At 62.1% G+C, this 26,214-nt stretch carries 25 protein-coding genes, 1 tRNA gene and 1 pseudogene; 12 read left to right on the forward strand and 15 right to left on the reverse strand.

All coding sequences use genetic code 11. From position 1 onward, the window contains the following. Nucleotides 1-92: 92 nt before the first annotated feature. From G7009_RS11080 to G7009_RS11095, 4 genes are all read right to left on the reverse strand, one after another. Nucleotides 93-168, reverse strand: a tRNA-Phe gene (locus G7009_RS11080). A gap of 90 nt (nt 169-258) precedes the next feature. Continuing rightward, complete coding sequence (locus G7009_RS11085; RefSeq protein ID WP_181130116.1) at nt 259-531, reverse strand: oxidative damage protection protein; 273 nt, start codon at nt 529-531, stop codon at nt 259-261. Then, nucleotides 528-1,595 (reverse strand): A/G-specific adenine glycosylase, encoded by a 1,068-nt coding sequence (gene mutY / locus G7009_RS11090; protein WP_181130117.1) that lies wholly within the window; start codon nt 1,593-1,595, stop codon nt 528-530. The genes G7009_RS11085 and mutY overlap by 4 nt, the downstream gene beginning before the upstream one ends. Then, nucleotides 1,592-3,844, reverse strand: a complete 2,253-nt coding sequence (locus tag G7009_RS11095; protein WP_181130118.1) for an AsmA family protein — start codon at nt 3,842-3,844, stop codon at nt 1,592-1,594. Before G7009_RS11095 ends, mutY begins: the two co-directional genes overlap by 4 nt. Before the next feature lie 273 nt (nt 3,845-4,117). Between G7009_RS11095 and G7009_RS11100 the strand changes: the two genes are divergently transcribed. The 6 genes from G7009_RS11100 to hisF all read left to right on the forward strand — a co-directional run bounded on the left by G7009_RS11100 (nt 4,118) and on the right by hisF (nt 9,240). After that, nucleotides 4,118-5,779, forward strand: a complete 1,662-nt coding sequence (locus G7009_RS11100) for an OFA family MFS transporter (protein ID WP_181130119.1) — start codon at nt 4,118-4,120, stop codon at nt 5,777-5,779. 263 nt (nt 5,780-6,042) lie between these two features. Beyond that, nucleotides 6,043-6,636, forward strand: a complete 594-nt coding sequence (gene hisB / locus G7009_RS11105; protein WP_181130120.1) for an imidazoleglycerol-phosphate dehydratase HisB — start codon at nt 6,043-6,045, stop codon at nt 6,634-6,636. Then, the gene (hisH, locus tag G7009_RS11110) at nt 6,636-7,274 is read left to right on the forward strand and encodes an imidazole glycerol phosphate synthase subunit HisH (RefSeq protein ID WP_181130121.1); all 639 of its coding nucleotides are present in this window, start codon (nt 6,636-6,638) and stop codon (nt 7,272-7,274) included. Before hisB ends, hisH begins: the two co-directional genes overlap by 1 nt. Continuing rightward, nucleotides 7,274-7,537, forward strand: a complete 264-nt coding sequence (locus tag G7009_RS11115) for a DUF2164 domain-containing protein (protein ID WP_181130122.1) — start codon at nt 7,274-7,276, stop codon at nt 7,535-7,537. The genes hisH and G7009_RS11115 overlap by 1 nt, the downstream gene beginning before the upstream one ends. Nucleotides 7,538-7,630: 93 nt before the next feature. After that, nucleotides 7,631-8,380, forward strand: coding sequence for a 1-(5-phosphoribosyl)-5-[(5-phosphoribosylamino)methylideneamino]imidazole-4-carboxamide isomerase (hisA, locus tag G7009_RS11120; protein WP_181130123.1), 750 nt, complete (start codon nt 7,631-7,633; stop codon nt 8,378-8,380). An 89-nt stretch (nt 8,381-8,469) separates the two neighbouring features. Further along, the gene (gene hisF / locus G7009_RS11125; protein WP_181130124.1) at nt 8,470-9,240 is read left to right on the forward strand and encodes an imidazole glycerol phosphate synthase subunit HisF; all 771 of its coding nucleotides are present in this window, start codon (nt 8,470-8,472) and stop codon (nt 9,238-9,240) included. A gap of 170 nt (nt 9,241-9,410) precedes the next feature. Here hisF and choV read toward each other — a convergent pair whose 3' ends face one another. The 3 genes from choV to G7009_RS11140 form a co-directional block, all read right to left on the reverse strand. Beyond that, the gene (choV, locus tag G7009_RS11130; RefSeq protein WP_181130125.1) at nt 9,411-10,589 is read right to left on the reverse strand and encodes a choline ABC transporter ATP-binding protein; all 1,179 of its coding nucleotides are present in this window, start codon (nt 10,587-10,589) and stop codon (nt 9,411-9,413) included. Beyond that, entirely contained in the window at nt 10,586-11,434 is an 849-nt protein-coding gene (choW, locus tag G7009_RS11135) for a choline ABC transporter permease subunit (protein WP_181130208.1), read from the reverse strand. The genes choV and choW overlap by 4 nt, the downstream gene beginning before the upstream one ends. A 72-nt stretch (nt 11,435-11,506) precedes the next feature. Then, nucleotides 11,507-12,454: a choline ABC transporter substrate-binding protein gene (locus G7009_RS11140; RefSeq protein ID WP_181130126.1), complete on the reverse strand. Its 948-nt coding sequence runs from the start codon at nt 12,452-12,454 to the stop codon at nt 11,507-11,509. Nucleotides 12,455-12,891: 437 nt separating this feature from the next. Between G7009_RS11140 and G7009_RS11145 the strand changes: the two genes are divergently transcribed. Together G7009_RS11145 and G7009_RS11150 are read left to right on the forward strand one after the other, a co-directional pair. Then, nucleotides 12,892-14,268: an L-serine ammonia-lyase gene (locus tag G7009_RS11145; RefSeq protein WP_181130127.1), complete on the forward strand. Its 1,377-nt coding sequence runs from the start codon at nt 12,892-12,894 to the stop codon at nt 14,266-14,268. A gap of 391 nt (nt 14,269-14,659) precedes the next feature. Further along, nucleotides 14,660-15,766, forward strand: a complete 1,107-nt coding sequence (locus G7009_RS11150; RefSeq protein WP_181130128.1) for a choline metabolism transcriptional regulator GbdR — start codon at nt 14,660-14,662, stop codon at nt 15,764-15,766. An 84-nt stretch (nt 15,767-15,850) separates the two neighbouring features. On the opposite strand, the gene G7009_RS11155 is transcribed toward G7009_RS11150, so the two are convergent. From G7009_RS11155 to G7009_RS11165, 3 genes are all read right to left on the reverse strand, one after another. Next, the gene (locus G7009_RS11155) at nt 15,851-16,111 is read right to left on the reverse strand and encodes a hypothetical protein (RefSeq protein WP_181130129.1); all 261 of its coding nucleotides are present in this window, start codon (nt 16,109-16,111) and stop codon (nt 15,851-15,853) included. A gap of 345 nt (nt 16,112-16,456) precedes the next feature. After that, nucleotides 16,457-17,653 carry a class I SAM-dependent rRNA methyltransferase gene (locus tag G7009_RS11160; RefSeq protein ID WP_181130130.1) on the reverse strand — a complete coding sequence of 399 codons (1,197 nt, stop codon included), beginning with the start codon at nt 17,651-17,653 and terminating at the stop codon, nt 16,457-16,459. Nucleotides 17,654-17,731: 78 nt separating this feature from the next. After that, nucleotides 17,732-18,271 (reverse strand): type 1 glutamine amidotransferase domain-containing protein, encoded by a 540-nt coding sequence (locus G7009_RS11165; RefSeq protein WP_181130131.1) that lies wholly within the window; start codon nt 18,269-18,271, stop codon nt 17,732-17,734. Between the two features lie 179 nt (nt 18,272-18,450). Between G7009_RS11165 and G7009_RS11170 the strand changes: the two genes are divergently transcribed. Together G7009_RS11170 and mutM are read left to right on the forward strand one after the other, a co-directional pair. Further along, nucleotides 18,451-19,263: an HDOD domain-containing protein gene (locus G7009_RS11170; RefSeq protein ID WP_181130209.1), complete on the forward strand. Its 813-nt coding sequence runs from the start codon at nt 18,451-18,453 to the stop codon at nt 19,261-19,263. Between the two features lie 3 nt (nt 19,264-19,266). After that, nucleotides 19,267-20,079 (forward strand): bifunctional DNA-formamidopyrimidine glycosylase/DNA-(apurinic or apyrimidinic site) lyase, encoded by an 813-nt coding sequence (gene mutM / locus G7009_RS11175; RefSeq protein ID WP_181130132.1) that lies wholly within the window; start codon nt 19,267-19,269, stop codon nt 20,077-20,079. Nucleotides 20,080-20,135: 56 nt separating this feature from the next. Here mutM and G7009_RS11180 read toward each other — a convergent pair whose 3' ends face one another. Together G7009_RS11180 and coaD are read right to left on the reverse strand one after the other, a co-directional pair. Then, complete coding sequence (locus G7009_RS11180) at nt 20,136-20,387, reverse strand: YfhL family 4Fe-4S dicluster ferredoxin (RefSeq protein WP_181130133.1); 252 nt, start codon at nt 20,385-20,387, stop codon at nt 20,136-20,138. 108 nt (nt 20,388-20,495) lie between these two features. Continuing rightward, nucleotides 20,496-20,975, reverse strand: coding sequence for a pantetheine-phosphate adenylyltransferase (gene coaD / locus G7009_RS11185; protein ID WP_181130134.1), 480 nt, complete (start codon nt 20,973-20,975; stop codon nt 20,496-20,498). A gap of 303 nt (nt 20,976-21,278) precedes the next feature. On the opposite strand from coaD, the pseudogene G7009_RS11190 reads away from it, so the two are divergent. Both G7009_RS11190 and G7009_RS11195 read left to right on the forward strand, forming a co-directional pair. After that, nucleotides 21,279-21,425: pseudogene (locus tag G7009_RS11190) on the forward strand (TetR/AcrR family transcriptional regulator); the annotation flags it as partial. Between the two features lie 34 nt (nt 21,426-21,459). Further along, nucleotides 21,460-22,314 (forward strand): sulfurtransferase, encoded by an 855-nt coding sequence (locus G7009_RS11195; RefSeq protein ID WP_181130135.1) that lies wholly within the window; start codon nt 21,460-21,462, stop codon nt 22,312-22,314. A 36-nt stretch (nt 22,315-22,350) separates the two neighbouring features. Here G7009_RS11195 and G7009_RS11200 read toward each other — a convergent pair whose 3' ends face one another. Genes G7009_RS11200 through G7009_RS11210 form a run of 3 tightly spaced genes read right to left on the reverse strand, consistent with a single transcriptional unit; the run spans nt 22,351 to nt 26,182 of the window. Next, the gene (locus G7009_RS11200) at nt 22,351-23,352 is read right to left on the reverse strand and encodes a hydrolase (protein WP_181130136.1); all 1,002 of its coding nucleotides are present in this window, start codon (nt 23,350-23,352) and stop codon (nt 22,351-22,353) included. A gap of 48 nt (nt 23,353-23,400) precedes the next feature. Then, nucleotides 23,401-24,834 (reverse strand): M16 family metallopeptidase, encoded by a 1,434-nt coding sequence (locus G7009_RS11205; RefSeq protein ID WP_181130137.1) that lies wholly within the window; start codon nt 24,832-24,834, stop codon nt 23,401-23,403. Further along, nucleotides 24,827-26,182: a M16 family metallopeptidase gene (locus G7009_RS11210; protein ID WP_181130138.1), complete on the reverse strand. Its 1,356-nt coding sequence runs from the start codon at nt 26,180-26,182 to the stop codon at nt 24,827-24,829. Before G7009_RS11210 ends, G7009_RS11205 begins: the two co-directional genes overlap by 8 nt. Between the last annotated feature and the right edge of the window lie 32 nt (nt 26,183-26,214).

Consider the following 26,214-nt stretch of genomic DNA (forward strand, 5'->3'; position numbering starts at 1 on the left):
ATCAGGTGCATGCCATTGCATCTCCAGCGCACTGCTTTTCCAGGCATAAACAAAAAACCCCTGAATCTTTCGATTCAGGGGTTTCGATGTTTTGGTGCCCAGAGACGGAGTCGAACCGCCGACACGAGGATTTTCAATCCTCTGCTCTACCGACTGAGCTATCTGGGCAACGGGGCGCATTAAAAGGCTTTTTCAGGATTGGGTCAAGCAATTTTCTAAATTTTTTTTCAATCAATACCGACGCTTACGATTTTCGGCCTATTGAGCAGGCGGAACGTAGCCTTCGGCCTTGGCGTAGTCTTCGCCCGAGAAGTACTTGTCCATCTCGCCCTGGAGGAACTTGCGGTCTTCGCCGTTCATCATGTTCAGGCGCTTCTCGTTGATGAGCATGGTCTGCTCCTTCTGCCAGTCCGCCCAGGCTTTCTGCGAGATGTTCTCGAAGATGTCCTGGCCCTTGGCGCCAGGGTAGGGCGGGCGCTCCAGGCCTGGCAGTTCTTCTTTGTACTTGCGGCACATCACGGTGCGGGTCATTGCGGCTCTCCTGCGATCAGTTCATCGGCCGCGCGTTTGAGCAGTTTCTTCACCGGAGCGGCGAGCCCCAGGCGCGGCGGGGTGGCGAGGTTATACCAGAGCCAGTCCGGCTCGGCCACGTGAGCGCCTAGCGGGTCGACGCGCACCAGCCAGGGTTCGATGGCCAGCTGGAAGTGGCTGAAGGTATGCGTGAGACCGTCCAGGGGGCGGCGCTCGTTCAAACGCAGGCCGTGCTGGTAGGCCAGGTCGTCGAGCTGCTCCAGGTTGTCCAGTTCGGGCAGGCTCCAGAGACCGCCCCAAAGGCCTGTGGAAGGGCGCCGGTAAAGCAGGATGGCGCCTTCGCGGTTGGCCAGCAACGGCATCAATGTGCGCCGCTGTGGAAGCGTCTTGCGAGGCTTGGGCTCGGGGTAATGGGTTTCCTGGCCGAGCATGTGCGCTTCGCAGCCTCGCTGCAGTGGGCAGATCAGGCAACTGGGTTTGCTGCGCGTACAGATCGTGGCGCCCAGGTCCATCATCGCCTGGGTGTAGTGATTGACCCGCGTCAAAGGCGTGAAGCGCTCTGCGCTTGTCCACAACGCATTGGCCACCTTCGGCTCGCCCGGATAACCCGCCTGGGCCGTGAAGCGTGCCAGGACCCGCTTGACGTTGCCATCGAGGATAGGCGCACGCAGGCCCATGCTGATACTGGCGATCGCGCCCGCGGTGGAGCGACCGATACCTGGCAGCTCGATGAGCTGTGCGACACTGCGCGGAAATTCCCCCGCATAGTGTTCGACCACGATCTTCGCGGCTTTCTGCAGGTTGCGCGCGCGGGTGTAGTAGCCCAGGCCGGTCCACAGGTGCAGCACTTCGTCCTCCGGCGCTTCGGCCAGGGCCTGCACGGTCGGCAGGGCCTGCATGAAGCGGTCGAAGTAGTTGAGCACGGTACTGACCTGGGTCTGCTGCAACATGATTTCCGAGACCCATACGCGGTACGGATTGATGTCCTGTTGCCAGGGCAGGTGGTGACGGCCGTGTTGGTCGAACCAGTCGAGCACGGCCGTGGAGAACTGCTGGGGACTCATCGTTTGAACAGCCCCTTGAGCGCATCCTTCAGCTCGGGACTGACCTTGTCGCCCAGCTTCTCGTCGATCTTCTCGTTGAGTTTTTCATTGAGGCGGTTGCCCGCCAGCTTGGCCGCGACCTTGCCCAGGCCTTCCTGGTCCAGGCGACAGGCCTTGGCGCCCAGCTCGAGCGGGCCACGGCAGCGCAGCGGCAGTTCGACGCCGACATAGCGTTCGTTGACCTGGCAGGCGGGATCGGGCATTTCGCGCTGATCGCCTTCGACAATCACCCCGATGCGGTAGTCCATGCCCAGCACCCGCAAGTCCAGATCGCCATTGCCGTTGACGCTCAGGCCCGGAATGCGTGCCTTGAGATCCGGATTGCTGGCGACGCCATTGCGCATCACCAGGCTGCCCTTGAGCTCCTGGAACGGCGTGTCCTTGCCGCGCTGATCGCCGCTGAGCTGCTTGCGGTTGAGTGTGGCGATGGCCTGGCACAGTTGCTGTTCCAGATTGGCGTTGACCAGTACGCCATCGTTGATGGTGAAGCTGGCGTTGCCGTTGAGGGTATCGATCAGTGCCTTCTGGCTGTTGCCGGACGCGGTCATGTCGCCGGACAGGGTCAGCAGGCCCTTGACCGGTGGTACCTGGTCCGGGTTGTCGCTCTTGATGAAGTGCTCCACCGGGACCCGATTGATCCGCGTGCCGACCCCGATCTGCGGGACGGCTGGACGCACGTCGACCGTGCCATGAGCTTCGAAGTCGCCGTTGTAGAGCCCGCCACGTAGGGTCTGCAGGGTCAGCAGGCCGCCCTGGCCGCTGGCCTTGAGGCTGGCGTTGCTGATGGGCAGCTTGTCCAGGGTCAGGGCGCCGAAACTCAGGTCGGCCTGCAGGTCGATCTGCCGCAAGCGATCGACCGGCAGCAGCTTGTCATTGCTCCAGGCGACCTGGGTCGGCGCATTGGGCAGCGGGCTTGCGCCGGCGCCCGCGACGGCGCTGGCTTCCTGCTGCTTGACTTCGGCCTGGCGCGCAGCGGTGGCGCCTTTGGCTTCCTCGCTCTTGGCGGGCAGGTAGCGATCGGCATTGAACGTATCGCCCTTGAGCCGCAGGCGCAGGGCTTGCTTGGTGAAGTCCTCGATGGCCACTCGGCCACTGAAGTTGCTGTCATCCAGTTTTACCGCCAGGTCCTCCAGGGCCAGGCTGTTCTGGCCGCCTTCCAGGCGGGTGACCAGCTCGAGCTTGCCGAAGGCAGTCGGGTCGGCCGTGGCGGGCAGCGGGTGGCCGATGCTGTCGAGGAAGGCGCGCAGGTCGAATTGGGCCAGGGACAGCCCGCCGCTGAGTCTCGGCGCCTTGTCCAGGTCACGCACGTTCAGTTCACCCAGCGCACGCAGCTGATTGGCCGAGATCTTCAGACCGTTCCATTCGGCGACATTGGCCGCCAGGTCGACCAGCAACTGGCCTTGGGCGGCGAATGTCATGGTCTTGCCTGCCAAGGGCTCGCCCGACGTCTCGCCACTCAGGCGCATGTCTTCGAAGGTGTAGCGCTTGAGCTTGCGATCGAAGCGCAGCCCACCCGCCAGTTCGGTGCGGGCCTTGAGGTTCGGCTGGCCGATGCTCAGGAAGGCGGTTGCCTTGACGGGGATGTTGTCGCCCTCGTGGACGGCGCCCGTGCTCAACTGGATGCTCTCGACGGTCAACGTCTGTCCGGTCTTGGCGTCCGTGTACTGCACGCGAGCGTTGTTGACGGTGAGGCTGTCGATGTCCAGCTTGACCGAGCGCTCGTTGGCGCTGTCCTGACCGGATGCTTGGTCAGCTGGCGCAGCGGTCGGCGGGGTGGCCGGCGAGCCATCGGGATTCTTCGCAGGCAGCGGCTTGCCGATGTCTTCCCAGTTGCCGTGGCCGTTCTCGTCCCGGTTCAGGACCAGGTTCAAGCCTTCGACGCGCACGTCGCTCATCTGCACTTCACGACGCAGCAGCGGTAGCACGCGTACCGATAGGCCGAGCATCTGCAAGTCGGCGAATGGGGTCTTGGGGTTGGTCAGCGTGGCGATGCTGGCCTCGTGCAATTCCAGGCCGAGCCAGGGGAACAGGCTCCAGCCGATATCGCCATTGAGGGTCAGCTCAACATGGGCCTTGTCGCGGGCCAGCTGACGGATCTCGTCTTTGTAGTCGTTGGGATCGAACAGATGGGTCAGGGCGAAGCCCAGAGCCACGATGATCAGCAACAACCCGAGAAGCACCAGCCCCAGGATTTTGCCGAACGCTTTCATGGGCGAGTCCTTGTAGTCCAGATTCTGAATTCAAGCGGCAGATTATAGCGCCGCACTCATCACTACCGAGTGTCTGACAACAGACTGCGAAAAAATAACAGTATCAGATTGCCCTCATTGACAACGGCAACTGCTAATCTTGCGCCGATTTTTCAGCAGCCTGCGACTAAATGCCACGTACTTGGCCAAGTGCTCAAGCATCGTCCAGGTACGGCCGTGACCAGGTCGGGTGCTGAATCCTCGCGTGCAGACAATCTACAAAAGGAATGCTTCATGAACAGCAGTATCGCGGCAGAAAGGTTGGCGCCAGCGCCAGGCTTCCTGTCCAAGGAGCGGATCATCGCTCGTCCTGGCTTCAATCGCTGGCTGGTACCCCCGGCAGCCCTGGCCATTCACCTGTGTATCGGCATGGCCTATGGCTTCTCGGTGTTCTGGCTGCCGCTGTCGCAGGCCATCGGGATCAGCGCACCCGTCGCCTGTGCGCCGGACATGGGGGTCATCGCTCGCCTGTTCAGCGCCGACTGCGATTGGCCGATCTCGATGCTGAGCTGGATCTATACGCTGTTCTTCGTCTTCCTGGGTTGTTCGGCGGCGGTCCTTGGCGGCTGGCTCGAGCATGCCGGTCCGCGCAAGGCCGGTCTGGTCTCGGCAGTTTGCTGGTGCGGCGGGCTGCTGATCTCGGCTATCGGGGTCAAGACCCATCAATTGTGGCTGATGTGGCTGGGTTCGGGGGTGATCGGGGGGATCGGCCTGGGCCTGGGATATATCTCGCCAGTGTCGACGCTGATCAAGTGGTTCCCGGACAAGCGCGGCATGGCCACTGGCATGGCGATCATGGGCTTCGGTGGTGGCGCCATGGTCGGCGCGCCCCTGGCGACCGCGCTGATGGGGCATTTCGCCAATGGCCAGGAAGTCGGCGTGTGGCAGAGCTTCGTGGTGATGGCGCTGATCTACTTCGTGTTCATGGTCGGCGGGGCATTGGCCTATCGCGTCCCGCCTACCGGCTGGAAGCCTGAAGGATGGAGCGCGCCGACCAAGAAGGCCGGCAATTCGATGATCACCGATCGCCATGTTCACGTCAGCGTGGCGTGGAAGACACCCCAGTTCGTGCTGATCTGGCTGGTCCTTTGCCTGAACGTGTCGGCGGGTATCGGCATCCTCGGCATGGCGTCGCCACTGCTGCAGGAAGTCTTCGGTGGCCGGTTGCTGGGCAACGAGCTGAGCTTCGGCGAATTGAACAGCGCGCAGCTGGCGCAGATCGCTGCCATTGCCGCCGGCTTCACTGGGCTGTTGAGCCTGTTCAATATCGGTGGGCGCTTCTTCTGGGCGTCGTTCTCCGACTACATCGGCCGCAAGAATACCTACTTTGCTTTCTTCGCCTTGGGCGTGGCGCTCTACAGCCTGGTGCCGAACATGGGCCATCTGGGTAATGTCGCGCTGTTCGTGGCGGCGTTCTGCATCATCCTGTCGATGTACGGTGGCGGCTTCTCTACCGTTCCGGCCTATCTGGCCGACCTGTTCGGTACCCAGATGGTAGGCGCCATTCACGGCCGCCTGCTGACCGCCTGGGCGGCGGCCGGCGTACTGGGGCCGGTGCTCATCACCTATCTGCGCGAGTACCAGCTCGCCCTGGGCGTCGAGCGGGCGGCGGCGTACGACATCACCCTGTATATCCTCGCTGGATTGCTGGTCCTGGGGTTCATCTGCAACGCGCTGGTGCGCCCTGTGGCGGAAAAGTACTTCATGACCGATGCCGAACTGGCCGCCGAACGCGCCCTGAGCCACGACAAAGGTGCCGATGGCGCACGCTCGTTGGAGTGGAAAGCCGCGCCGGGCAGCCTGCCGCTGGCCATCGCCGCCTGGCTGGCAGTCGGTGTGCCTCTGGCATGGGGTATCTGGGTCACGCTGCAGAAGACCGCCGTGCTGTTCCATTGATGGCACGGGCGGGTAGTTGATTGGCGGGCTCTGATGCCCTTTCGCGGGCAAGCGCGCTCCCACAGGTACGGCGGCAGCTTCAGAAATGGTCTGCGCGACAGCGCGGCTCAAGAGGCTGAGAGACCGCTACGGGGCAATGCCTGACCTGGGAGCGAGCTTGTCTCGCAATGCATTCCACCACCATATGTCATCCGCGTTTCAAGCGGGCGCGTTCTAGGCCTATAATGGCCGCCTTTTCGCCCAATGATTCTGCGGAGCTGGTGATGGTCGAACGTAAGGCTTCCGTCGAGCGCAATACCCTGGAAACCCAGGTCAAGGCCTCGATCAACCTGGATGGCACTGGCAAGGCCCGATTCGATATCGGTGTGCCTTTCCTTGAACACATGCTCGACCAGATCGCCCGGCACGGGCTGATCGATCTGGACATCGAGTGCAAGGGCGACCTGCACATCGACGACCACCATACCGTCGAGGACGTCGGTATCACCCTTGGCCAGGCCTTCGCCCAGGCCATCGGCGACAAGAAGGGCATCTTCCGCTACGGCCATGCCTACGTGCCGCTGGACGAAGCGCTGTCGCGCGTGGTCATCGACTTCTCCGGCCGTCCCGGCCTGCAGATGCATGTGCCCTACACCCGCGCATCGGTCGGCGGCTTCGATGTCGACCTGTTCCAGGAGTTCTTCCAGGGCTTCGTCAATCATGCCCTGGTGACCCTGCATATCGACAACCTGCGTGGCCACAACACCCATCACCAGATCGAGACCGTGTTCAAGGCCTTCGGCCGTGCCCTGCGCATGGCCGTCGAGCAGGACGAGCGCATGGCCGGGCAGATGCCGTCGACCAAGGGTTGCCTCTGATGCAGACAGTAGCCGTGATCGACTATGGCATGGGCAACCTGCACTCGGTGGCCAAGGCGCTCGAGCACGTGGGCGCCGGCAAGGTCCTGGTCACCAGCGACGCCGCGGTGATCCGCGAGGCGGATCGGGTGGTCTTCCCCGGGGTCGGCGCGATCCGCGACTGCATGGCCGAGATTCGTCGCCTGGGCTTCGACAGCCTGGTGCGCGAGGTCAGCCAGGATCGACCCTTCCTCGGCATCTGCGTCGGCATGCAGGCGTTGCTGGAGCATAGCGAAGAGAACGATGGCGTCGATTGCATCGGTCTGTTCCCTGGCCAGGTGCGCTTCTTCGGCAAGGACCTGCACGAAGAAGGCGAGCACCTTAAGGTGCCGCACATGGGCTGGAACGAGCTGCGCCAGACCGTCGACCATCCGTTGTGGCACGACATTCCCGAGCGCGCGCGCTTCTATTTCGTGCACAGCTACTACATCGATGCCGGCAAGCCAGCCCAGGTCGTCGGTCGCGGCCACTATGGCGTCGACTTTGCCGCGGCGCTGGCCGAGGGCTCGCGCTTCGCCGTGCAGTTCCATCCCGAGAAGAGCCACACCCATGGCCTGCAACTGCTGCAGAACTTCATCGCCTGGGATGGACGCTGGTAATGGGCAGATCGCGGACCAAGACGCCTTTCATCACCCTCGATCCGGAGCAGGAGCGCGAGGCGCTGCAGACCTTGAAGCGTTTCCTCGAGGAGCGCTTCGAGCTGCGACTGGGGTCGTTCGAGGTGGCCGAAGTCCTCGAAGTGTTCAGCAAGGACATTGCCCCGCACTATTACAACAGGGCGATCGCCGATGTTCAGCTGCATCTCAAGGAGCGCTTCGAGAGCATCGAAAGCGATCTCTGGGCGCTCGAGAAAAACAGCTGAAGGACTGAAAGCGTCGACCGTATTGATCATCCGACACGCATGCTTGCAGCTTGTGGCTTGCAGCTTGCCGCTTGAATTGACGAAGGAAAGAGCATGCTGATTATCCCCGCTATCGATCTCAAGGACGGCGCTTGCGTCCGTCTGCGTCAAGGCCGCATGGAAGACTCCACCGTGTTTTCCGATGACCCGGTGGCCATGGCCGCCAAATGGGTCGACGGTGGCTGCCGTCGTCTGCACCTGGTCGACCTGAACGGCGCCTTCGAAGGCCAGCCGGTCAATGGCGAAGTGGTGACCGCGATTGCCAAGCGCTATCCGAACCTGCCGATCCAGATCGGCGGCGGTATCCGCTCCCTGGAAACCATCGAGCATTACGTCCGCGCCGGCGTCAGCCATGTGATCATCGGCACCAAGGCGGTCAAGCAGCCGGAGTTCGTCGCCGAAGCCTGCCGCGCCTTCCCGGGCAAGGTCATCGTCGGCCTGGACGCCAAGGACGGCTTCGTCGCCACTGACGGCTGGGCCGAGGTCAGCACCGTGCAGGTCATCGACCTGGCCAAGCGTTTCGAGGCCGATGGCGTCTCGGCGATCGTCTACACCGACATCGCCAAGGACGGCATGATGCAGGGCTGCAACGTGCCCTTCACCAAGGCGCTGGCCGAGGCGACCTCGATCCCGGTGATCGCGTCGGGCGGCATCCACAACCTGGGTGACATCAAGGCCCTGCTGGATGCCAACGCACCCGGCATCATCGGCGCCATCACCGGTCGCGCGATCTACGAAGGCACCCTCGACGTCGCCGAAGCACAGGCGTTCTGCGACAACTACGCGGCCGGCGGCCAGCGCTAAGCGGCGAGAGGCGAGAGGAGCAGCGCCGCGGTGTGCTTCTGCTTGCCGCTCGAGGCTTCCCGCTTGCAGCTTCCGTTACGGAGAAGTTCATGGCTTTAGCAAAACGCATCATCCCGTGCCTGGACGTGGACAACGGCCGGGTAGTCAAGGGCGTCAAGTTCGAGAACATTCGCGATGCGGGTGATCCGGTCGAAATTGCCCGTCGCTACGACGAGCAGGGCGCGGACGAGATTACCTTCCTGGATATCACCGCCAGTGTCGATGGTCGCGATACGACCTTGCATACCGTCGAGCGCATGGCCAGCCAGGTATTCATACCGCTGACCGTGGGTGGTGGCGTGCGGACCGTCCAGGACATCCGCAACCTGCTCAATGCCGGTGCCGACAAGGTCTCGATCAATACGGCCGCGGTGTTCAATCCTGAGTTCGTGGGCGAAGCCGCCGAGCGTTTCGGTTCCCAGTGCATCGTGGTCGCGATCGACGCGAAAAAGGTGTCGGGCCCCGGTGAAGCGCCGCGTTGGGAGATCTTCACCCACGGTGGCCGCAAGCCGACCGGCCTGGACGCAGTCGAGTGGGCAAAGAAGATGGAAGCCCTGGGCGCCGGCGAGATCCTCCTGACCAGCATGGACCAGGACGGCATGAAGAGCGGTTTCGACCTGGGTGTGACCCGTGCCATCAGCGATGCCCTGGGTATCCCGGTGATCGCCTCCGGCGGCGTGGGCAACCTGCAGCACCTGGCCGACGGCATCCTGGAAGGGCATGCGAGCGCCGTGCTGGCTGCGAGCATCTTCCATTTCGGCGAATACACCGTGCCGGAAGCCAAGGCGTACATGGCTCAGCGCGGTATCGTCATTCGTTAAGAGAGTGATCCTGTCGCGGTCCGTCCTGGGCGCGACGCACCTGCTACCGGGCGCTGCTGGAATCGCAGCGTTCCAGGTGGCAAGACTTCCCGGCCATGCTCGGACGCGGATGCCCTCCTGCGGGAACGTGCCTGCTCGGGGCGCCTGACCGGCCGCCACCGAGGCTGACGTCAACCGTGGTTCCTGCCCAATAGCGCATGATACAGCTCGCTATCGCCCAGGATCCCCACCACCCGGTTGTTCTCGTGCAGCACCAGCTTGTTGCCGGTCTGGTAGCGGATCTGCAGGGCCTCGCGCATGCCGATGTCGGCATTGACGACGGTAGGCTTGCGGTCAAGCCCTTCTACAGATTCGCCTGGAGTCCAGTTCTGCAGGGAAAGACCGTTGAGACCCTGGCGGGCGCCCTTGATCGTATTGCCCTCGGCCAGGTCGAGCCACGAGTCGCCGCCTGGATCCAGGCATACCGAACCGTTGATCCGCTTGCACTTGTCCAGCGTGCGCATCAGGCTGCGACCGCAGAGCACGTTGAGCGGGTTGGTGTGGGCCACGAAGGTGCGCACATACTCGTCGGCCGGGTTGAGCACGATCTCTTCGGGCTTGCTGTACTGGATGATCCGGCCATCTTTCATGATGGCGATCCGGCTACCCAGCTTCAGGGCTTCGTCCAGGTCATGGCTGACGAAGACAATGGTCTTGCTGAGTTTGCGCTGCAGCTCGAGCAGCTCATCCTGAAGGCCTTGGCGGATCAGCGGATCAAGTGCCGAGAACGGTTCGTCCATCAGCAGGATATCGGCGTCCATGGCCAAGGCTCGTGCCAGCCCGACCCGCTGCTGCATGCCGCCCGACAACTCATCGGGCTTCTTGTTACGCCATTGGGTCAGGCCCACCAGCTCCAGCTTCTCGTCCACTAGCTTGCGTCGTTCCTTTTCCGGACGACCCTGCATCTCGAGGCCGAAGCTGATGTTCTCGCGCACGGTCAACCACGGCATCAGGGCGAACTTCTGGAACACCATGGCGATGCGCTTGGTACGCATCATCTTCAGCTCCGCCGGCGTGCAGTGAGCGATGTCTATATGGCTGCCCTCATGCTCGACGAACAGCTTGCCGCGGCTGACGGTATTCAGGCCATTGATGCAGCGCAGCAGGCTGGACTTGCCCGACCCGGACAGCCCCATCAGCACGCAGATCTCGCCTTTGTCGATATCCAGGTTGGCCTTTTCCACGCCGAGCACAAGGCCGGTCTTCTTCAGGATCTGCTCACGGGTCATGCCCTGATCGAGCAGGGCGAGGGCTTCGCGTGGCTTGTTGGAGAAGATGACGTCGACATCTTCGAAGCGAATGATGCTCATGCTTCACTCCTTGCCTGTGGCTCGGGTTGCTTGCAGATACGGTCGAGCATGATCGCCAGCAGCACGATCGCCAGGCCGGCTTCGAAGCCCAGGGCGATATCGGCGGTGTTCAGTGCGTTGACCACGGGTTTGCCCAGACCGTCCGCGCCTACCAAGGCGGCGATCACCACCATCGACAGCGACAGCATGATGCACTGGGTGATGCCGGCGGCGATGCTGGGCATGGCGTGCGGCAGTTCGATACGCGACAGCAACTGGCGGCGTGAGCAACCAAAGGCCTTGCCGGCGTCCATCAGCTCTTGGGGCACATCGCGAATGCCCAGATAGGTGAGACGGATCGGCGCGGCGATGGCGAACACCACCGTGGAGATCAGCCCCGGTACCACGCCCAGGCCGAACAGCGTCAGGGTAGGGATCAGGTAGACGAAGGTCGGCACCGTCTGCATCAGGTCGAGCACCGGACGCATGGCGGTGTAGAACATCGGCTTGTGCGCTGCAACGATGCCCAGCGGTACGCCGATGGCCACGCAGACGAATGTGGCGAACATGACCTGGGCCAGGGTCTCCATGGTTTCCTGCCAGTAGCCGAGGTTGAGGATCAGCAGGAAGGCGAGGGCGCAGAAAGCGGTCAGTGACCACTTGCGCTGGATCAGATGGGCAAGCGCTGCAATCAGGGCAATCAGGACGAGGGGATTGAACCAGGTGAGAGCGCTGGTCACGCTGTGAATCATGAATTCGAGGCCTTGTGCGATGGCGTCGAAATAGTCGGCGCCATTCTGCGTCAACCATTCGACGAAGGCCGCGATGTACTGGCCCAAGGGTATTTTTTGATCGATCAGCATGATAGCGAGCTTCCACCTGCAAGATTGAAGTCAACCCGGGGCGGGCACGGTCCTGCCCCGAATGGGTGCTTGGGGCTATTGCGTCAGCTTGGCCTTGGCCGCCTCCAGTCCCGGTTTGCCGTCCACGGTGGTCACGCCGGCAAGCCAGGTATCGAGAATCTGCGGGTTGTTCTTCAGCCAGGCTTTGGCGGCCGCATTGGCTTTCATCTTGTCGTCCAGGACGTTGCCCATCAGGGTGCTTTCCATGTCCAGCGTGAAGGACAGGTTCTTGAGCAACTGGCCGACGTTGGCGCATTCCTGGGCATAGCCCTTGCGGCTATTGGTCAGCACGGTCGCCTTGCCGTATTCGGGGCCGAAGAAATCGTCTCCGCCGGAAAGGTATTGCAGCTTGAAGCGCTTGTTCATGGGGTGCGGCTCCCACCCCAGGAAGACGACGGCCTGATCACGCTTCTGTGCGCGATCGACCTGCGACAGCATGCCCGCCTCGCTTGACTGCACCAGCTTGAAGCCGGCGTCCTTCAAGCCGAAGGCATTCTTGTCGATCATGCTCTGGATGGTGCGATTGCCATCGTTGCCTGGCTCGATGCCATAGATCTTGCCGTCCAGTTCCTTCTTGAACTTGGATATATCGGCGAAATCCTTCAGGCCCTTGTCATACAAGGACTGAGGAACAGCGAGTGTGTACTTGGCGTTTTCAAGGTTGACGCGGACGGTTTCGACGGTCCCGGCATCACGATACTGCTTGATGTCGTTTTCCATGGTCGGCATCCAGTTGCCGAGAAATACATCCAGGTCCTTGCCCGTGGCCAATGACTTGTAGGTCACCGGCACCGAGATCATGGTGGTGTGGGTCTTGTAGCCCAGGGCTTCGAGCACGGCGCTGGTCACGGCGGTGGTCACGGTGATATCGGTCCAGCCGACATCGGAAAACCTGACCGTATGACATTGCTCGGGTTCGACGGCCTGGGCTAGCAAGGGGGCACCGAGTAGTGCAACCAGCAATAGCGGTGGTGAACCTTTCATGGTGGACTCCTGTGTTTTTTCTTCGGGTGTCCCGCCTCGCCGTGCTTCTCGGGCATCGGTCGGCTGGGTCTGCCAGGCGGCAAACTACGGGGCCGTATAAATCGAGTCGCCTTCGATAATCCTCCAGTGCCGGGCAAACGCATACAGGCAGGGTCGTATCCAGTGCGGCACGGGTCGCATCCAGTAAGGGCGATGTCGCATATGGAATTTTGCGCCCTCGTACGTGCATTTCCACGCCGACCTATCCCTCGAATACGGCGTCGGAGACCGGAGCCGGGGCGGCGTTGCTGGACAAAAGTACGTCGGTTGGAGACGTCGGGTGCGGGGGTAAAAGCCCGATGATGCATGCACTTACGGCGGCTCGTCGCTTCTAGCCTAGCAGCCCCGCCAGCCTGCGCGCCGCGCGGGGTACAAGCCCAGCAAGAGGTGATTCGACAATGGCCATCAGCGTATTCGACCTGTTCAAGATCGGTGTCGGACCTTCAAGCTCGCATACCGTCGGGCCCATGCGCGCCGCCGCGCTCTTCGTCCAGGGGCTGCGCGAGCGCGGCCAACTGGAGCAGGTACGACGCGTCGAGGTACGTTTGTACGGCTCGCTCTCGGCCACCGGTATCGGCCATGGATCCGACAACGCCACGATCATGGGGCTGATGGGCGAATGGCCCGATGCTATCGATCCTGCCCGGATCGTCCCGCGCATCGCCGATCTGCGGGAAACCAATACCCTGTTGCTGGATAACCGCCTACCGATCGAATTCGTCTGGGCCAGGGACATGCGCCTGCTCGATGAAAACCTGCCCTACCATCCCAACGCCATGACGTTGGTGGCCGAGAGCGAAGAGGGCGAGTTGCATTCGGACACCTACTACTCGGTGGGGGGTGGTTTCGTGGTCGATGCCGCCCAGGCTGCCAGCGGCGTCCTGGACGCTGACAATACCGTGCTGCCCTACGACTTCGACAGCGCGGCGGAACTGCTGCGGCTATGCAAGCAAAACGACTTGCGCGTGTCGCAATTGATGATGGAAAACGAGAAGGTCTGGCGCAGCGAGGCGGAAATCCGCGCAAGCCTGCTCAAGCTCTGGAGCGCCATGCAGGACTGCGTCAGCAATGGCTTGAAACACGAAGGCATATTGCCTGGCGGTCTCAACGTGCGTCGCCGCGCAGCGAAGTTGCATCGCAACCTGCAGGAGCTGAACAAGCCCAACGTGATCGGTTCCACCCTCAGTGCAATGGAGTGGGTGAACCTGTTCGCCCTCGCCGTCAACGAGGAAAACGCCGCTGGCGGACGCATGGTGACCGCGCCCACCAATGGTGCGGCCGGGATCATCCCGGCAGTCCTGCATTACTACATGCGTTTCAGTGACGTGGTGGACGAATCCCACGTGGTCGACTTCCTCCTGGCCGCGGCGGCGGTGGGCATCCTGTGCAAGAAGAACGCTTCCATCTCCGGTGCCGAGGTAGGCTGCCAGGGCGAGGTGGGTTCAGCATGCGCCATGGCTGCGGCAGGCCTGGCCGACGTGCTTGGTGCCAGCCCGGCACAGCTGGAAAACGCCGCCGAAATTGCCCTCGAGCATAATCTCGGCCTGACGTGCGACCCGGTCGGCGGCTTGGTCCAGGTGCCCTGCATCGAGCGCAATGCCATCGCCGCGGTGAAGGCGATCAATGCCGTGCAGATGGCCCTGCGAGGCGATGGCGAGCATTTCATCTCCCTCGACCAGGTCATCCGCACCATGCGGGACACGGGTGCAGACATGCACGACAAGTACAAAGAGACCTCTCGCGGCGGCCTTGCCGTCAGCGTCATCGAGTGCTGATTCCAGTCGGCATGTCTTTCCTCATGGCCGGTTCGCCTCTTGCTGGTGCACCGGCCATCTGCCTTCTGCCCGGTTTGCCCAACTGAGTCGATAATAGAGCCAGTGACATCTGAACCTGTCGTTTATGGACATGTGGCGCTCGAATGCTACCGAAATGCTCATCAATCTAGCGTCCATGCCCTGGCACGTGGCTTTGCAACCGACTGCGACCGCCTCTGCAAGTGCCGTGTCATGGTTGTCGAAGGTCGTTTTTGGTTTAAGTTGTATGGGCGTTCAATTTCAGGCATGGCATTTGCGTAAGATTCGCCAAAAGCTCCTGCATACGAATTGGGGCTATTACAAATACAGTGCCCGCCTGAGGCACCCCTGCATTGTGTGAGGAGAAATCGCGATGACATCGTCCACCTCCGGGCCTCAATCCCAGAACCGCACAGCACCCCAGTCCATTGGATTTCTTCTTCTGGACAACTTCACGCTCATTTCCCTGGCATCGGCCGTCGAACCCTTGCGCATGGCCAATCAGCTCTCCGGTCGGGAGTTGTATCGCTGGCATACCCTTACGCTCGACGGTGGCCAGGTCTGGGCCAGCGACGGTCTGCAGATCACCCCGGACGGCTCGGTTCACAATGCACCCTTGATCGATACGGTCATCGTCTGTGGTGGCGTTGGCATCCAGCGTGCCGTGACCCGTGAACATGTCACCTGGCTACAGAGCCAGGCGCGCCAGTCTCGTCGTCTTGGCGCGGTATGTACCGGCAGCTGGGCCTTGGCCTGCGCGGGCCTGCTGGACGGCTTCGACTGTAGCGTGCACTGGGAGTGCCTGGCATCCATGCAGGAGGCCTTCCCGCGGGTGAACATGAGTACACGCCTGTTCACCCTCGACCGCAACCGCTTCACCAGCTCCGGCGGCACCGCGCCCCTGGACATGATGTTGCACCTGATCAGCCGAGACCATGGGCGTGAGCTGTCCGCGGCAATCTCGGAGATGTTCGTCTACGAACGTATCCGTAACGAACAGGACCACCAACGCGTGCCGCTCAAGCACATGCTCGGTACCAATCAGCCGAAACTGCAGGAAATCGTCGCGCTGATGGAAGCCAATCTGGAAGAACCGATCGATCTGGACGAGCTGGCGGTGTATGTGGCGGTCTCCCGGCGACAGCTCGAGCGATTGTTCCAGAAGTACCTGCATTGCTCGCCTTCGCGCTACTACCTCAAATTGCGCCTGATTCGCGCGCGGCAGCTGCTCAAGCAGACGCCCATGTCGATCATCGAGGTGGCATCGGTGTGCGGTTTCGTTTCCACACCGCACTTCTCCAAGTGCTATCGCGAGTACTTCGGGATTCCGCCGCGGGACGAGCGCGTGGGTTCGAACACCGCCCAGCAGGTGGCGATGATGCCGATACCGCAGGCCATGGTCCTGTCGCCCCATGGCGGTCCGCTCGGTGCCTTGAGCCAGGCGCGCAACGAGTCGACTTTCGCCAGCGTGAGGTTGTAAGACAGGGCCCGGCAAGGGCTTGCAAGAAGTTTCAGGTGGCAGGGAGGGTCAAGGCAGGCGCCTGCCTTGACTGAAAACGCACCGTTAATGTCTGCTGCTGTTGAAGTGGGCCAGAGCGGGGAGCAATTGCTTGTCGATGGCCTGCCGCACGGCTGGGAGGATGGTGGCGCTGCCGGTGTACATCCGCTCGACCATGCTTCGCAGGGCTTTCGCGTTGGCGTCGTTCAGGCCGCGCACGGCATGTTCGCATGCCTGCTCGGCGCTGGCGCCGGCCGGCATTTCGAAGCCAAGGGCGCGCAGGTGGCCAAGCAGGTCATCCTGATCAATCAAATCCGCATGCATCATGGTTTTTATCCTTGTTGACTGCCGTGATCGTCAGCCGATTCTGTTACCAGCCCGAGAGGTCGGCAAGGACTGAATGTTGCGATGACTGCTTTGGCTAAGAACACGTCGTTCTCGGCTAAATCGTCTCGCCGAGAAGTCAGCACACTGGGGTCATTCACCTAACGCGGGGTTTGGTCACCCTGGCTCGTCTCGTGGATGCTGCACGCACTTGGCCCCGGTTGCTCACGGCTCCCGGGGCCATTTTTTTGTAGGGGATGGATCGCCAGGTACCAATTGCACGCAGGCAAAAAAAATCCGATGCCAGGCTTCCGGCATCGGATCTTCGAGCGCTCGGCCAGCAGGTGCTCAGCTGTTGGGCAGCAACCGGCAGGTAATGCTCTTGATATAGCGCGTCTCGGCAATCGCCGGGTGCACCGGGTGATCCGGGCCCTGGCCGCCGCGCTCGAGCAGTTGCAGGTTGCGATCCAGGTGACGGGCGCTGGTCAGAAGAATGTTCTGCAGATCGTCTTCGGGGAGGTGCATCGAGCATGAAGCACTGACCAGGATGCCGTCCTTGTTGAGCATGCGCATGGCCTGCTCGTTCAGTCGACGGTAGGCCGCCTCGCCATTCTTGAGGTCTTTCTTGCGTTTGATGAAGGCGGGCGGGTCGGCGATGATCACGTCGAAGCGTTCTTCACCGGCCTTGAGCTCGCGCAGCGCCTCGAACACGTCACCTTCGATGCAGGTGAGCTTGTCGCTGATGCCGTTGAGCGCGGCGTTACGCTCGACGCCATCGAGGGCAAAGGCCGAGGCATCGACACAGAACACTTCGCTGGCACCGAATACGCCGGCCTGCACGCCCCAGCCACCGATGTAGCTGAACAGGTCGAGGACCCGCTTGCCCTTGACGTAGGGCGCCAGGCGCGCACGGTTCATGCGATGGTCGTAGAACCAGCCGGTCTTCTGGCCTTCGCGCACCGGGGCTTCGAACTTCACGCCGTTTTCTTCCAGCGCGACCCAATCGGGCACCTCGCCATATACAGTCTCGACGTAGCGACCCAGACCTTCGGCATCGCGCGCGGCCGAGTCGTTCTTGAACAGGATGCCGCTTGGCTTGAGCACTTGCACCAGCGCCGCGATGACATCGTCCTTGTGCGCTTCCATGGTGGCCGAAGCCAACTGGACCACGACAATGTCGAAGAAGCGGTCGACCACCAGGCCCGGCAACAGATCGGAATCACCATAGACCAGGCGGTAGCAAGGCTTGTCGAACAGACGCTCGCGCAGCGACAGGGCAACGTTGAGGCGATGCACCAGCAGCGACTTGTCCAACGGCAGCTTGACGTCACGCGACAGCAGGCGGGCGCAGATCAGGTTGTTCGGGCTGATCGCGACGATACCCAGGGGCTTGCCGCCAGCGGTCTCGAGAATTGCCTGTTGTCCGGCCTGGAAGCCTTGCAGCGGGGTCGCGGCGACGTCGATTTCGTTGCTGTAGACCCACAGGTGACCGGCGCGCAGGCGGCGGTCGGCGTTGGCTTTGAGGCGAAGGCTGGGCAGTGACATGACGTCGCTCCGAGAAAAAAGAGCGGGATTATAGCGCGTCGGCCGCGTACCCGGCGCGGCCGACGACAAACAGCTGTCTCAGCCGCGCAGGGCTTCGATCAGCTTGTCATTGAACGCAGGGATATCATCGGGCTGGCGGCTGGTGATCAGGTTGCCATCGACCACCACTTCCTGGTCGACCCACTCGCCACCGGCGTTGCGAATGTCGTCCTGCAATGTCTTGTAGCTAGTCATGCGGCGACCTTTGGCCAGTCCGCAAGAGACCAGCAGCCAGCCTCCATGGCAGATGATCGCCAGCGGCTTGCCGGCCGAGTCGTGGCTTTTGACCAGTTCCTGGGCGCCTGGCAGAAGCCGGATGGTGTCGGAGTTCTGCACGCCACCCGGCAAGACCAGGGCGTCATACAAATCGAGCTTGGCGGCGTCGAAGGTGGCATCGACATCGAATTCGTCCGCGGGCTTGTCGTGGTTCCAGCCACGCACCTTGCCTTCTTTCTCGCTGAGGATATCCACGACCGCGCCGTGCTCGACCAGCGCATCGCGCGGGCCGGTCAGTTCCAGCTGCTCGAAGCCGTCGGTGACGAGAATGGCTACGCGCTTGCCGCTCAGGGATGAGCTCATGGTGTGTACTCCTTTTCTTTAGGGGTTGGAAAAGAGGCCGATCCAGAGCGGTGAAAGTTCCGGGGCAACGTACCAGCGGTTGCTGCCAGAGGTTAGAATCGCGGCTTAATCCCGAGTGTGTGCACATGTCCCAGGAACTTACCGCCGAACAGATCCAGCAAGCCTTGCAGGGCATCAGTATTCCGCCGCAACCGCAGATCATGGTCGACCTGCAGTTCGAGCAGTACATGCCCGATCCGGACCTCGAAACGATCGCCAAGCTGATCTCCCAGGATCCAGGACTGTCCGGCGCCTTGCTCAAGCTGGTCAATTCGGCGCATTTCGGCTTGAGCAACAAGATTGGCTCGATCCAGCGCGCGGTAAATCTCCTGGGCAGTCGGTCGATCATCAACCTGATCAATGCCCAGTCGATCAAGGGCGAGATGAGCGACGAGACCATCGTCACCCTCAACCGCTTCTGGGATACCGCCCAGGATGTTGCCATGACCTGCCTGACACTGGCCAAGAGCACTGGCATACAGGCCGTGGACGAGGCCTATACGCTGGGCCTGTTCCACGATTGTGGCGTGCCCTTGATGCTCAAGCGCTTTCCCGACTACATGGGCGTGCTCGAGGATGCCTACGCCAGGACGAGCGGCACGTGCCGCGTGGTGGATACCGAAAACCGCGCGCTCAATACGAATCATTCGGTGGTGGGTTACTACACGGCCAAGTCCTGGCGCTTGCCGGAGCACCTGACTGCTGCGATCGCCAACCATCACAACGCGCTCGCCATCTTCCAGGACGACTCTTCACGCAATACCTCGCTGAAGAATCTGCTGGCGGTTCTGAAGATGGCCGAGCACATCTGTGCATCGTACCGAGTGCTGGGCAATCAGAGCGTGGATCACGAATGGAACGCAATCGGGCCATTGGTCCTCGATTACATAGGGCTGTCGGAATACGATTTCGACAATCTCAAGCAGATCATTCGTGACATGGGCGGACGCTGAATCATGCCGGAATTGCCAGAAGTCGAAACAACCCGTCGGGGCATCGCGCCTCATCTTGAAGGACAACGTGTCAGCCGCGTGGTGGTACGAGACCGTCGTCTGCGCTGGCCTATCCCGGAAGACCTCGATGTACGCCTGTCAGGGCAACGCATCGTCACGGTCGACAGGCGGGCGAAATACCTGCTGATCAATGCCGAGGCCGGCACCTTGATCAGCCACCTGGGCATGTCCGGCAACTTGCGCCTGGTCGAGCTCGGCATGCCGGCGGCCAAGCATGAGCACGTGGATATCGAGCTGGAGTCGGGGCTGGCCTTGCGCTATACCGACCCGCGGCGATTCGGCGCCATGCTGTGGAGCCTGGACCCACTCAATCACGAGTTGCTGGTGCGTCTGGGCCCCGAGCCCCTGACCGACCTGTTCGACGGTGAGCGCCTGTTCCAGTTGTCGCGTGGCCGAGCCATGGCGGTCAAGCCGTTCATCATGGACAACGCCGTAGTGGTGGGGGTCGGCAATATCTACGCGACCGAGGCGCTATTCGCGGCGGGCATCGATCCGCGTAGAGCAGCCGGCGGTATCTCCCGGGCCCGCTATCTGAAGCTGACGATCGAGATCAAGCGCATCCTGGCACACGCTATCGAACGCGGAGGCACCACCTTGCGCGACTTCATCGGGGGCGATGGTCAGCCAGGTTACTTCCAGCAGGAGCTGTTCGCCTATGGGCGTGGCGGCGCGCCGTGCAAGGTATGCGGAACCCTGCTGCGAGAGGTGAAGCTGGGCCAGCGCGCCAGTGTGTACTGCCCACGATGCCAGCGCTGAGACGCCGGAGGCGTCCAGGAGCATTGAGGTAACGAGCCGCTACTGGCCCTCGCGCTTCAAGCCTTGCCGGTGATCTGACGGTACTTGGCCATCAATTGCTCTTCGCTCTCTGGATGAGCTTCATCCAGCGGGATGCAGTCGACCGGACAGACCTGTTGGCATTGCGGCTCGTCATAGTGACCCACACACTGTGTGCACAGGTTCGGGTCGATCACGTAGATCTCTTCGCCTTGCGAGATCGCGGCGTTCGGGCACTCGGGTTCGCAGACGTCGCAATTGATGCAATCGTCGGTGATGATCAGGGACATGGAGACTCCGGCCGGGGCTCATGGCCCAGGCATGTATAAACCGATGCGCACAATTGTGCCGCATTCGCGCCCGCAGTGCACGCGGGCGCGATGTTCAGGCAGCGGTTGTCATTTCTTGAAGCGTTCGGTCAGGGCTTCGGCCACTACCGGATGGACGAACTTGGTGATGTCACCCCCCAGGGCGGCGATTTCCCGGACCAAGGTCGACGAGATGAACGAATAGCGTTCGGACGGCGTCAGGAACAGGCTTTCGACCTCCGGCGCCAACTGACGATTCATGTTGGCCAGCTGGAATTCGTACTCGAAGTCCGAGACGGCACGCAAGCCTCGAAGAAAGACATTGGCGCCCTGTTCCTTGGCAAAGTGTGCCAGCAAGGTAGAGAAGCCGATGACCTCGACGTTGGGCAGGTGGCTGGTAACCTCGCGCGCCAGTGCGACCCGATGCTCCAGAGGGAACAGGGGGTTCTTCTTGGGACTGGCCGCGACCGCGATGATCACATGGTCGAACAGTCGTGAAGCACGCTCGACCAGATCGCCATGGCCTTTGGTAATGGGGTCGAAAGTACCCGGGTACAACACTCGGTTCATCGCGTCATCCTGGCTTGGAGTGCGTTGGGGGGTCGGATGGTAGCGCAGCGACTGCGCCCGGCCAAGTCACGGAGCCGACTGGAGGCACTATAGACACTGCGGTCATGGCTTGTCATGCCCCTCCAGATGATCTCGTTCGAGATAATCGAGCATCAGGTGCGTGTTGCCTTGGTGCAAAACGGCGGATGCCGTGGTCCCGGGATGCAATTTTTCCTCTGCCTTTGCGGTACATCCGATGTGAAATAAACCGTAAGATGGTGCCATTCCTGCCTGAGCCGTAGACAGAGAACCGGGCAGGGCCACGCGCAGCCAGGGGAAGAAATCTTCATGCGAGATGTCTATCGGGTACTGGTGCTGGAGCCGGGTTTCATCACGCCCGCAGCTCGCCCGGCCGTGGACGCGCCATGCGGTGAATTCCACGTTCCGTTCAACCAGGCCCTGGAGCAATGATCCGGCGCCTTCGCTTACCGTTCAGGAGAAAGTCATGCCTCTCGCGCAATTGATCACCCCCCAGCAATTGGCCGAGCGTCTGGAGTCGCCCGGCCTGGTGATACTCGACTGCCGCTTCGCCTTGGAGGATGTGGATTATGGCCAACGCAGCTATGCCGAGGGTCATATCGCCGGGGCGCATTTTGTCGATCTCGAGCGTGATCTGAGCGGACCGGTGGTAAGGGGCCAGACCGGTCGTCATCCACTGCCCGAGCCAGAGCGGCTCGTCGAGCGCTTGCGCAGTTGGGGCTTGGACGATGACAGCCAAGTCGTGCTGTATGACGACGGCCCAGGTGCCTTTGCGGCGCGCGCCTGGTGGCTGCTGGCCTGGCTGGGCAAGCGTAGCGCGGTGTTCATTCTCGATGGTGGCCTCAAGGCCTGGCATGCCGCGCACCTGCCGCTGAGCCTGGATCCGCCCGAGAAACGCGACGGTCGTTTCAATGGAAAGCCGGACAGCGACCTCTTGATCGACGCCGAGCAACTCGCCGACAGTCTTGGTCAGCCGGAATTGACTTTGCTCGATGCCCGCGCGCTGGCGCGTTTTCGTGGTGAAGTGGAGCCGATCGATCCGGTGGCAGGACATATTCCAGGGGCGGTGTGTGCGGCCTTTACCGACAATCTGGGGCCGGATGGGCGCTTCCTTGCGCCTGAACAGCTGCGCGAGCGCTTTGAAGCGAAGCTGAACGGTCGTGCGCCCGAGCAGATAGTGGCGTATTGCGGTTCAGGCGTGACCGCGTGCCACAACCTGTTCGCCCTGGCCCTGGCAGGCTATCCGCTGGGCCGCCTGTACGCGGGATCCTGGAGTGAGTGGATCAATGACCCGCAACGTGGCGTGGCCACGGGGATCTGAGCGGGCAAGGCGCCTGCATCTGTGTCGGGCTCGGTGTTACCAGGCGCACGCCTGCTCCGCCAGCCACTGTGGAATGCGCCGCTCCAGGTAATACCCGGGATTGCGCAGACTGCCATCGACGAAGCCCACATGGCCGCCTCGGCTGTGCAGCTCCAGACAGGTTCGCGCCGCCAGCTCCCGCTTCTCCGGCAGACTGTGGCTGAAGACGAAAGGGTCGTCGCTGGACTGGATAAGCAGGGTTGGCGTCTGGTTCTCGCCCAGGAAGTATCGGCTCGATGAGCGCCGATAATAATCGTTGGCGCCTTCGAAACCGTTGAGCGGGGCCGTGACCCGCCCATCGAAATCCCAGAAGGTCCGCATATTGCGCAACGGCCCCAGGCGCTCCAGTGCGGCAAGCCCTTCCTGGTGTCCTTGGTGCTGGAAATGCCGTTGCTTGTTCTTCACATAGGCGAGCATGGCGCGCATGAAATGCGCTTGGTAGACCCTTGAGAACCCCAGGCCGATGCGGTCGGCGCATTGATCCAGGCGGAACGGCACGGAGACCGCCACCGCTGCCTGCAATTGACTGGAGGACCCGGTTTCGCCCAGGTACTTGAGCAGGATATTGCCACCCAGCGAATAACCTACGGCATACAAAGGCGCCATCGGGCGCTGGGCACGCAGGTGGTCGACGATTTCGCCAAGGTCCTCGCTGGCCCCCGAGTGGTAACTGCGAGCCAGGAGGTTGGGCTCGCCCGAGCAGCCGCGCCAGTTGGCTGCGACGCTCGCCCAGCCGCGCCGCTGCAATGCTTGTTGCAGGCCTTTGACGTAGGGCGAATCGGCAGAGCCCGTGAGCCCATGAAGGACCAGCACCAGCGGCGCATCGGCCTCGTGCGGATCCAGCCAGTCGAGGTCGATGAAGTCACCGTCGGCCAGCCAGATCCGCTCTCGGGTGCGCGCCAGCGGGGGCATCTTGCGCCAGAGGGGTCCCCACAGGGTCTGCAGGTGTGGATTGGAAAGGCCGAGGGCCGGGTGGAACGAGACAAGGGGGTTGGGCATGCTCGGTGACTCTCGCTGTGCTTGTCCAGGGGGTCATGAAAACACAACCTATCTGAATTGTAGATCAGCGCCCGATCCATCTGGCCCTGGCAACGGTTGTTGCTCGACTGTCGGGCCGACGCTTGCCAGTACTGTGCGGTCAAGGTCGAAGTGACGTTGCAAGGCGTCCCTGACCCCTTCGGGTGTCAGCGCCCGCATGCGGTCCAGGTACGTCGCCAGGTAATTGCTCGGTAGCTTGTCCTGTCCCATTCTCATCAAGGTATCGGCCATCGCCCGGTTGCTCGAGACCGCTTGCAGATACTGGTTGGCCACTTGCTCTACGGCGAGGTCCAGCTCAGCCTGAGTCGGCCCCTGGGCCACGAAGTCCGCCAGCAGTTGCTGCACCAGGTCCTGGGAGGCGTCGGCAAATCGCGCGTCGATGTCCCACTCCATGAGCCATAGGCCGTTGTCTTCCAGCATGATCAGCCCGGCTGAAGGCCGGTAGCTCAACCCTCGCTGCTCGCGCAATGCCTGATGAAAGCGTGAAGGCTGGCTGCTGCCGAGCATCTGTTCAACCACCGTCAGTGCCAGGTAATCGGGATCTCGAGCGTTGATGGCCAGCGGTACGGCAAGCCCGACCCAGTTGCCTGCGCCCGGTCGTTCCAGATGGATGATCTCTGGCTCGCTCACGGCCACGGCAGGCAAAGGCGGTAAAGGGGCGCCCTCTGGCAACGTCTGACTGATCTGCTGCGCGAGCGCTTCAGCTTCTTGCCGAGACAGATCCCCCACGATCGACAGTGTCAGGTTGCGGGCAGTGAAGGCTTGCCGGTGAAAGGCTGCGAGCTGAGCGGTGGTCAGGGCGGCGATCCCTTCCGGGGTGCCCGAGAAGTAGTGGGTCGCATAGGGATGACCGACAAAGATCTGATCGAACAACAGCTTGCGCAACTGGAACACTGGATGGGTGGCGCGCCCTTGCAGGATGTCTTGCCAATGGGTCTTGAGCGTCTCCAGTTCCGACTCGACCATTGCCGGACGCCCGAGCATCGCACTGATCAGATTGACCACCGTGTCCCGCTCGCGGGGCCGGCTGAGACTGCGCACGGCCAGCGTGCTGTGCACCAGGCGTGTCGTGGTGGACAACTGGGCACCCATGTCATCGAGCTGCTCGGCAATCTGCTCGGCGCTCGCCCCCTGCGTGCCCTTTTCCAGCATGCCCAGGGTCAAGGCTGCCAGGCCGGAAGTCTCGCCGTCGCTGGCACTGCCGACAGTGAAACGCAAGCGCAGGTCGATCATGGGCAATTCAGGCGCTTGCACGAACATTACCGAACTGCCTGCTTCGGTGGTCCAGGCCTGAATGTCAGGGGAGACCTGCTTGATCGGCGGCAACGCCGAATCGGTCAGTGATGTCAGTCCACCTGTTCCCTCCTGTGTGGCCATGGCGGGAGGGCTGGCGCAGGCTAGCAGGAAAAGCATGGCCAGCAGGCCGGTCCGGGCTTCATTCATTGGGCTTCTCCTCGTTGCGCAGGTAGGCGACAGTCACCCGATCACGGGTCAGGTAATGCTGGGCAGCCTGCTGCAGCCGCAGCGCTGTGAGGTTCTGCAAGGCTTGGCGATCGTCTTCGAGTCGCTCGGGCGGGACGCCACTGACGGCGTGGCTGCCGATGGCCCGGCCCTGAGCCGCCAGGTCATCGGCGGCGAATACACGCTCGGCCAACTGCCGTGCCTTGGCACGCCGCAGCTCATGCTCGTCGACGCGCACGTACTGGAGTGACTCGATGGCTTCCCAGATGCTGGCTTCGGCGTCCTCTAGACTGACGTGCTGCTCACTGTTCGGGACTGCAATAAGGGTAAGCAGCGAATCCCCCTGCTGTACGAGGGTGTACTCCGCGCGCAGATACTGAAAGGTCGGCGCTGATCCGGTGCGGTGCTTGCGCAGACGAGCGTTGACACCCTCGCTGAGCAACTGAGGCACCAGGCTCAAGGCCAAGGCGTCTTCGGTGTTACCGGCTGTGAACAGGCTGGGCGTGTTGAACGCCATGACCAGTCGTTCCCCAAGACCTGCCTGTGCGATGACCAGGCGACGCTCGCCTGGTGCATCACTTGGCGGTACTGGATCACGGCTGCGCAAGGGTGCTGGCGACAATGTGCCGAAATGTCGTTCGACCAGCGCTTGCAAGGCTTCCAAGGTGGTGTCGCCGACGATCACCAGGGTCGCGTTGTTCGGGTGGTACCAGGTCTGATACCAGACGCGCAGGGTGGCAAGACTCAGGTCTTCCAGATACTGCCGGTAACCGATGACAGGGGTGGCATAGGGGCTATGGCCGTAGGCCAGCGCATGGATGCGCTCCATTGCCAGGGCCATCGGCGAGTCCTCCACTTCGGTACGCCGCTCCGCCTTGATGACCTGCAGCTCACGCGCAAAGTCCGCCTCGCCCAGCGTTGCGTTCTGCATGCTGTCGGCCATTACCTCCAGAGCGATCTCCAGCCTGGAAGCAGGAAGCGTCTGATAGAAAACCGTGGCATCGGCCGTAGTGAACGCGTTGGCTTCCGAGCCTAGCCTGGCGAGGAGAGTCTTGTATTGGTCTGCGGTCAGCTTGCGGGTACCTTCGAAGATCAGGTGTTCCAGGGCATGTGTCAGTCCACTGTGGCCCTCGGGCTCGTGACTGGAGCCGACGTGATACCAGAGCTGCGCGCTGATGATCGGCGCACGGTGATCCTCATGGAGATAGACCTGAAGGCCGTTGTCGAGCCTGAAGCCTTGCAGCGAGGTGTGCGGGGAAGCCGCAGCGGTCAAGGCGAGGCAACTCGTCGCGATGGCTGCGGCTGCTCGCCGCAAGTAGGTGAAGGGCATGTCCGAATACTCCGGCCTGGGTGGATTGCCAG

The sequence above is a fragment of the Pseudomonas capeferrum genome (assembly GCF_013523055.1).
Lineage (GTDB): Bacteria > Pseudomonadota > Gammaproteobacteria > Pseudomonadales > Pseudomonadaceae > Aquipseudomonas > Aquipseudomonas capeferrum_A.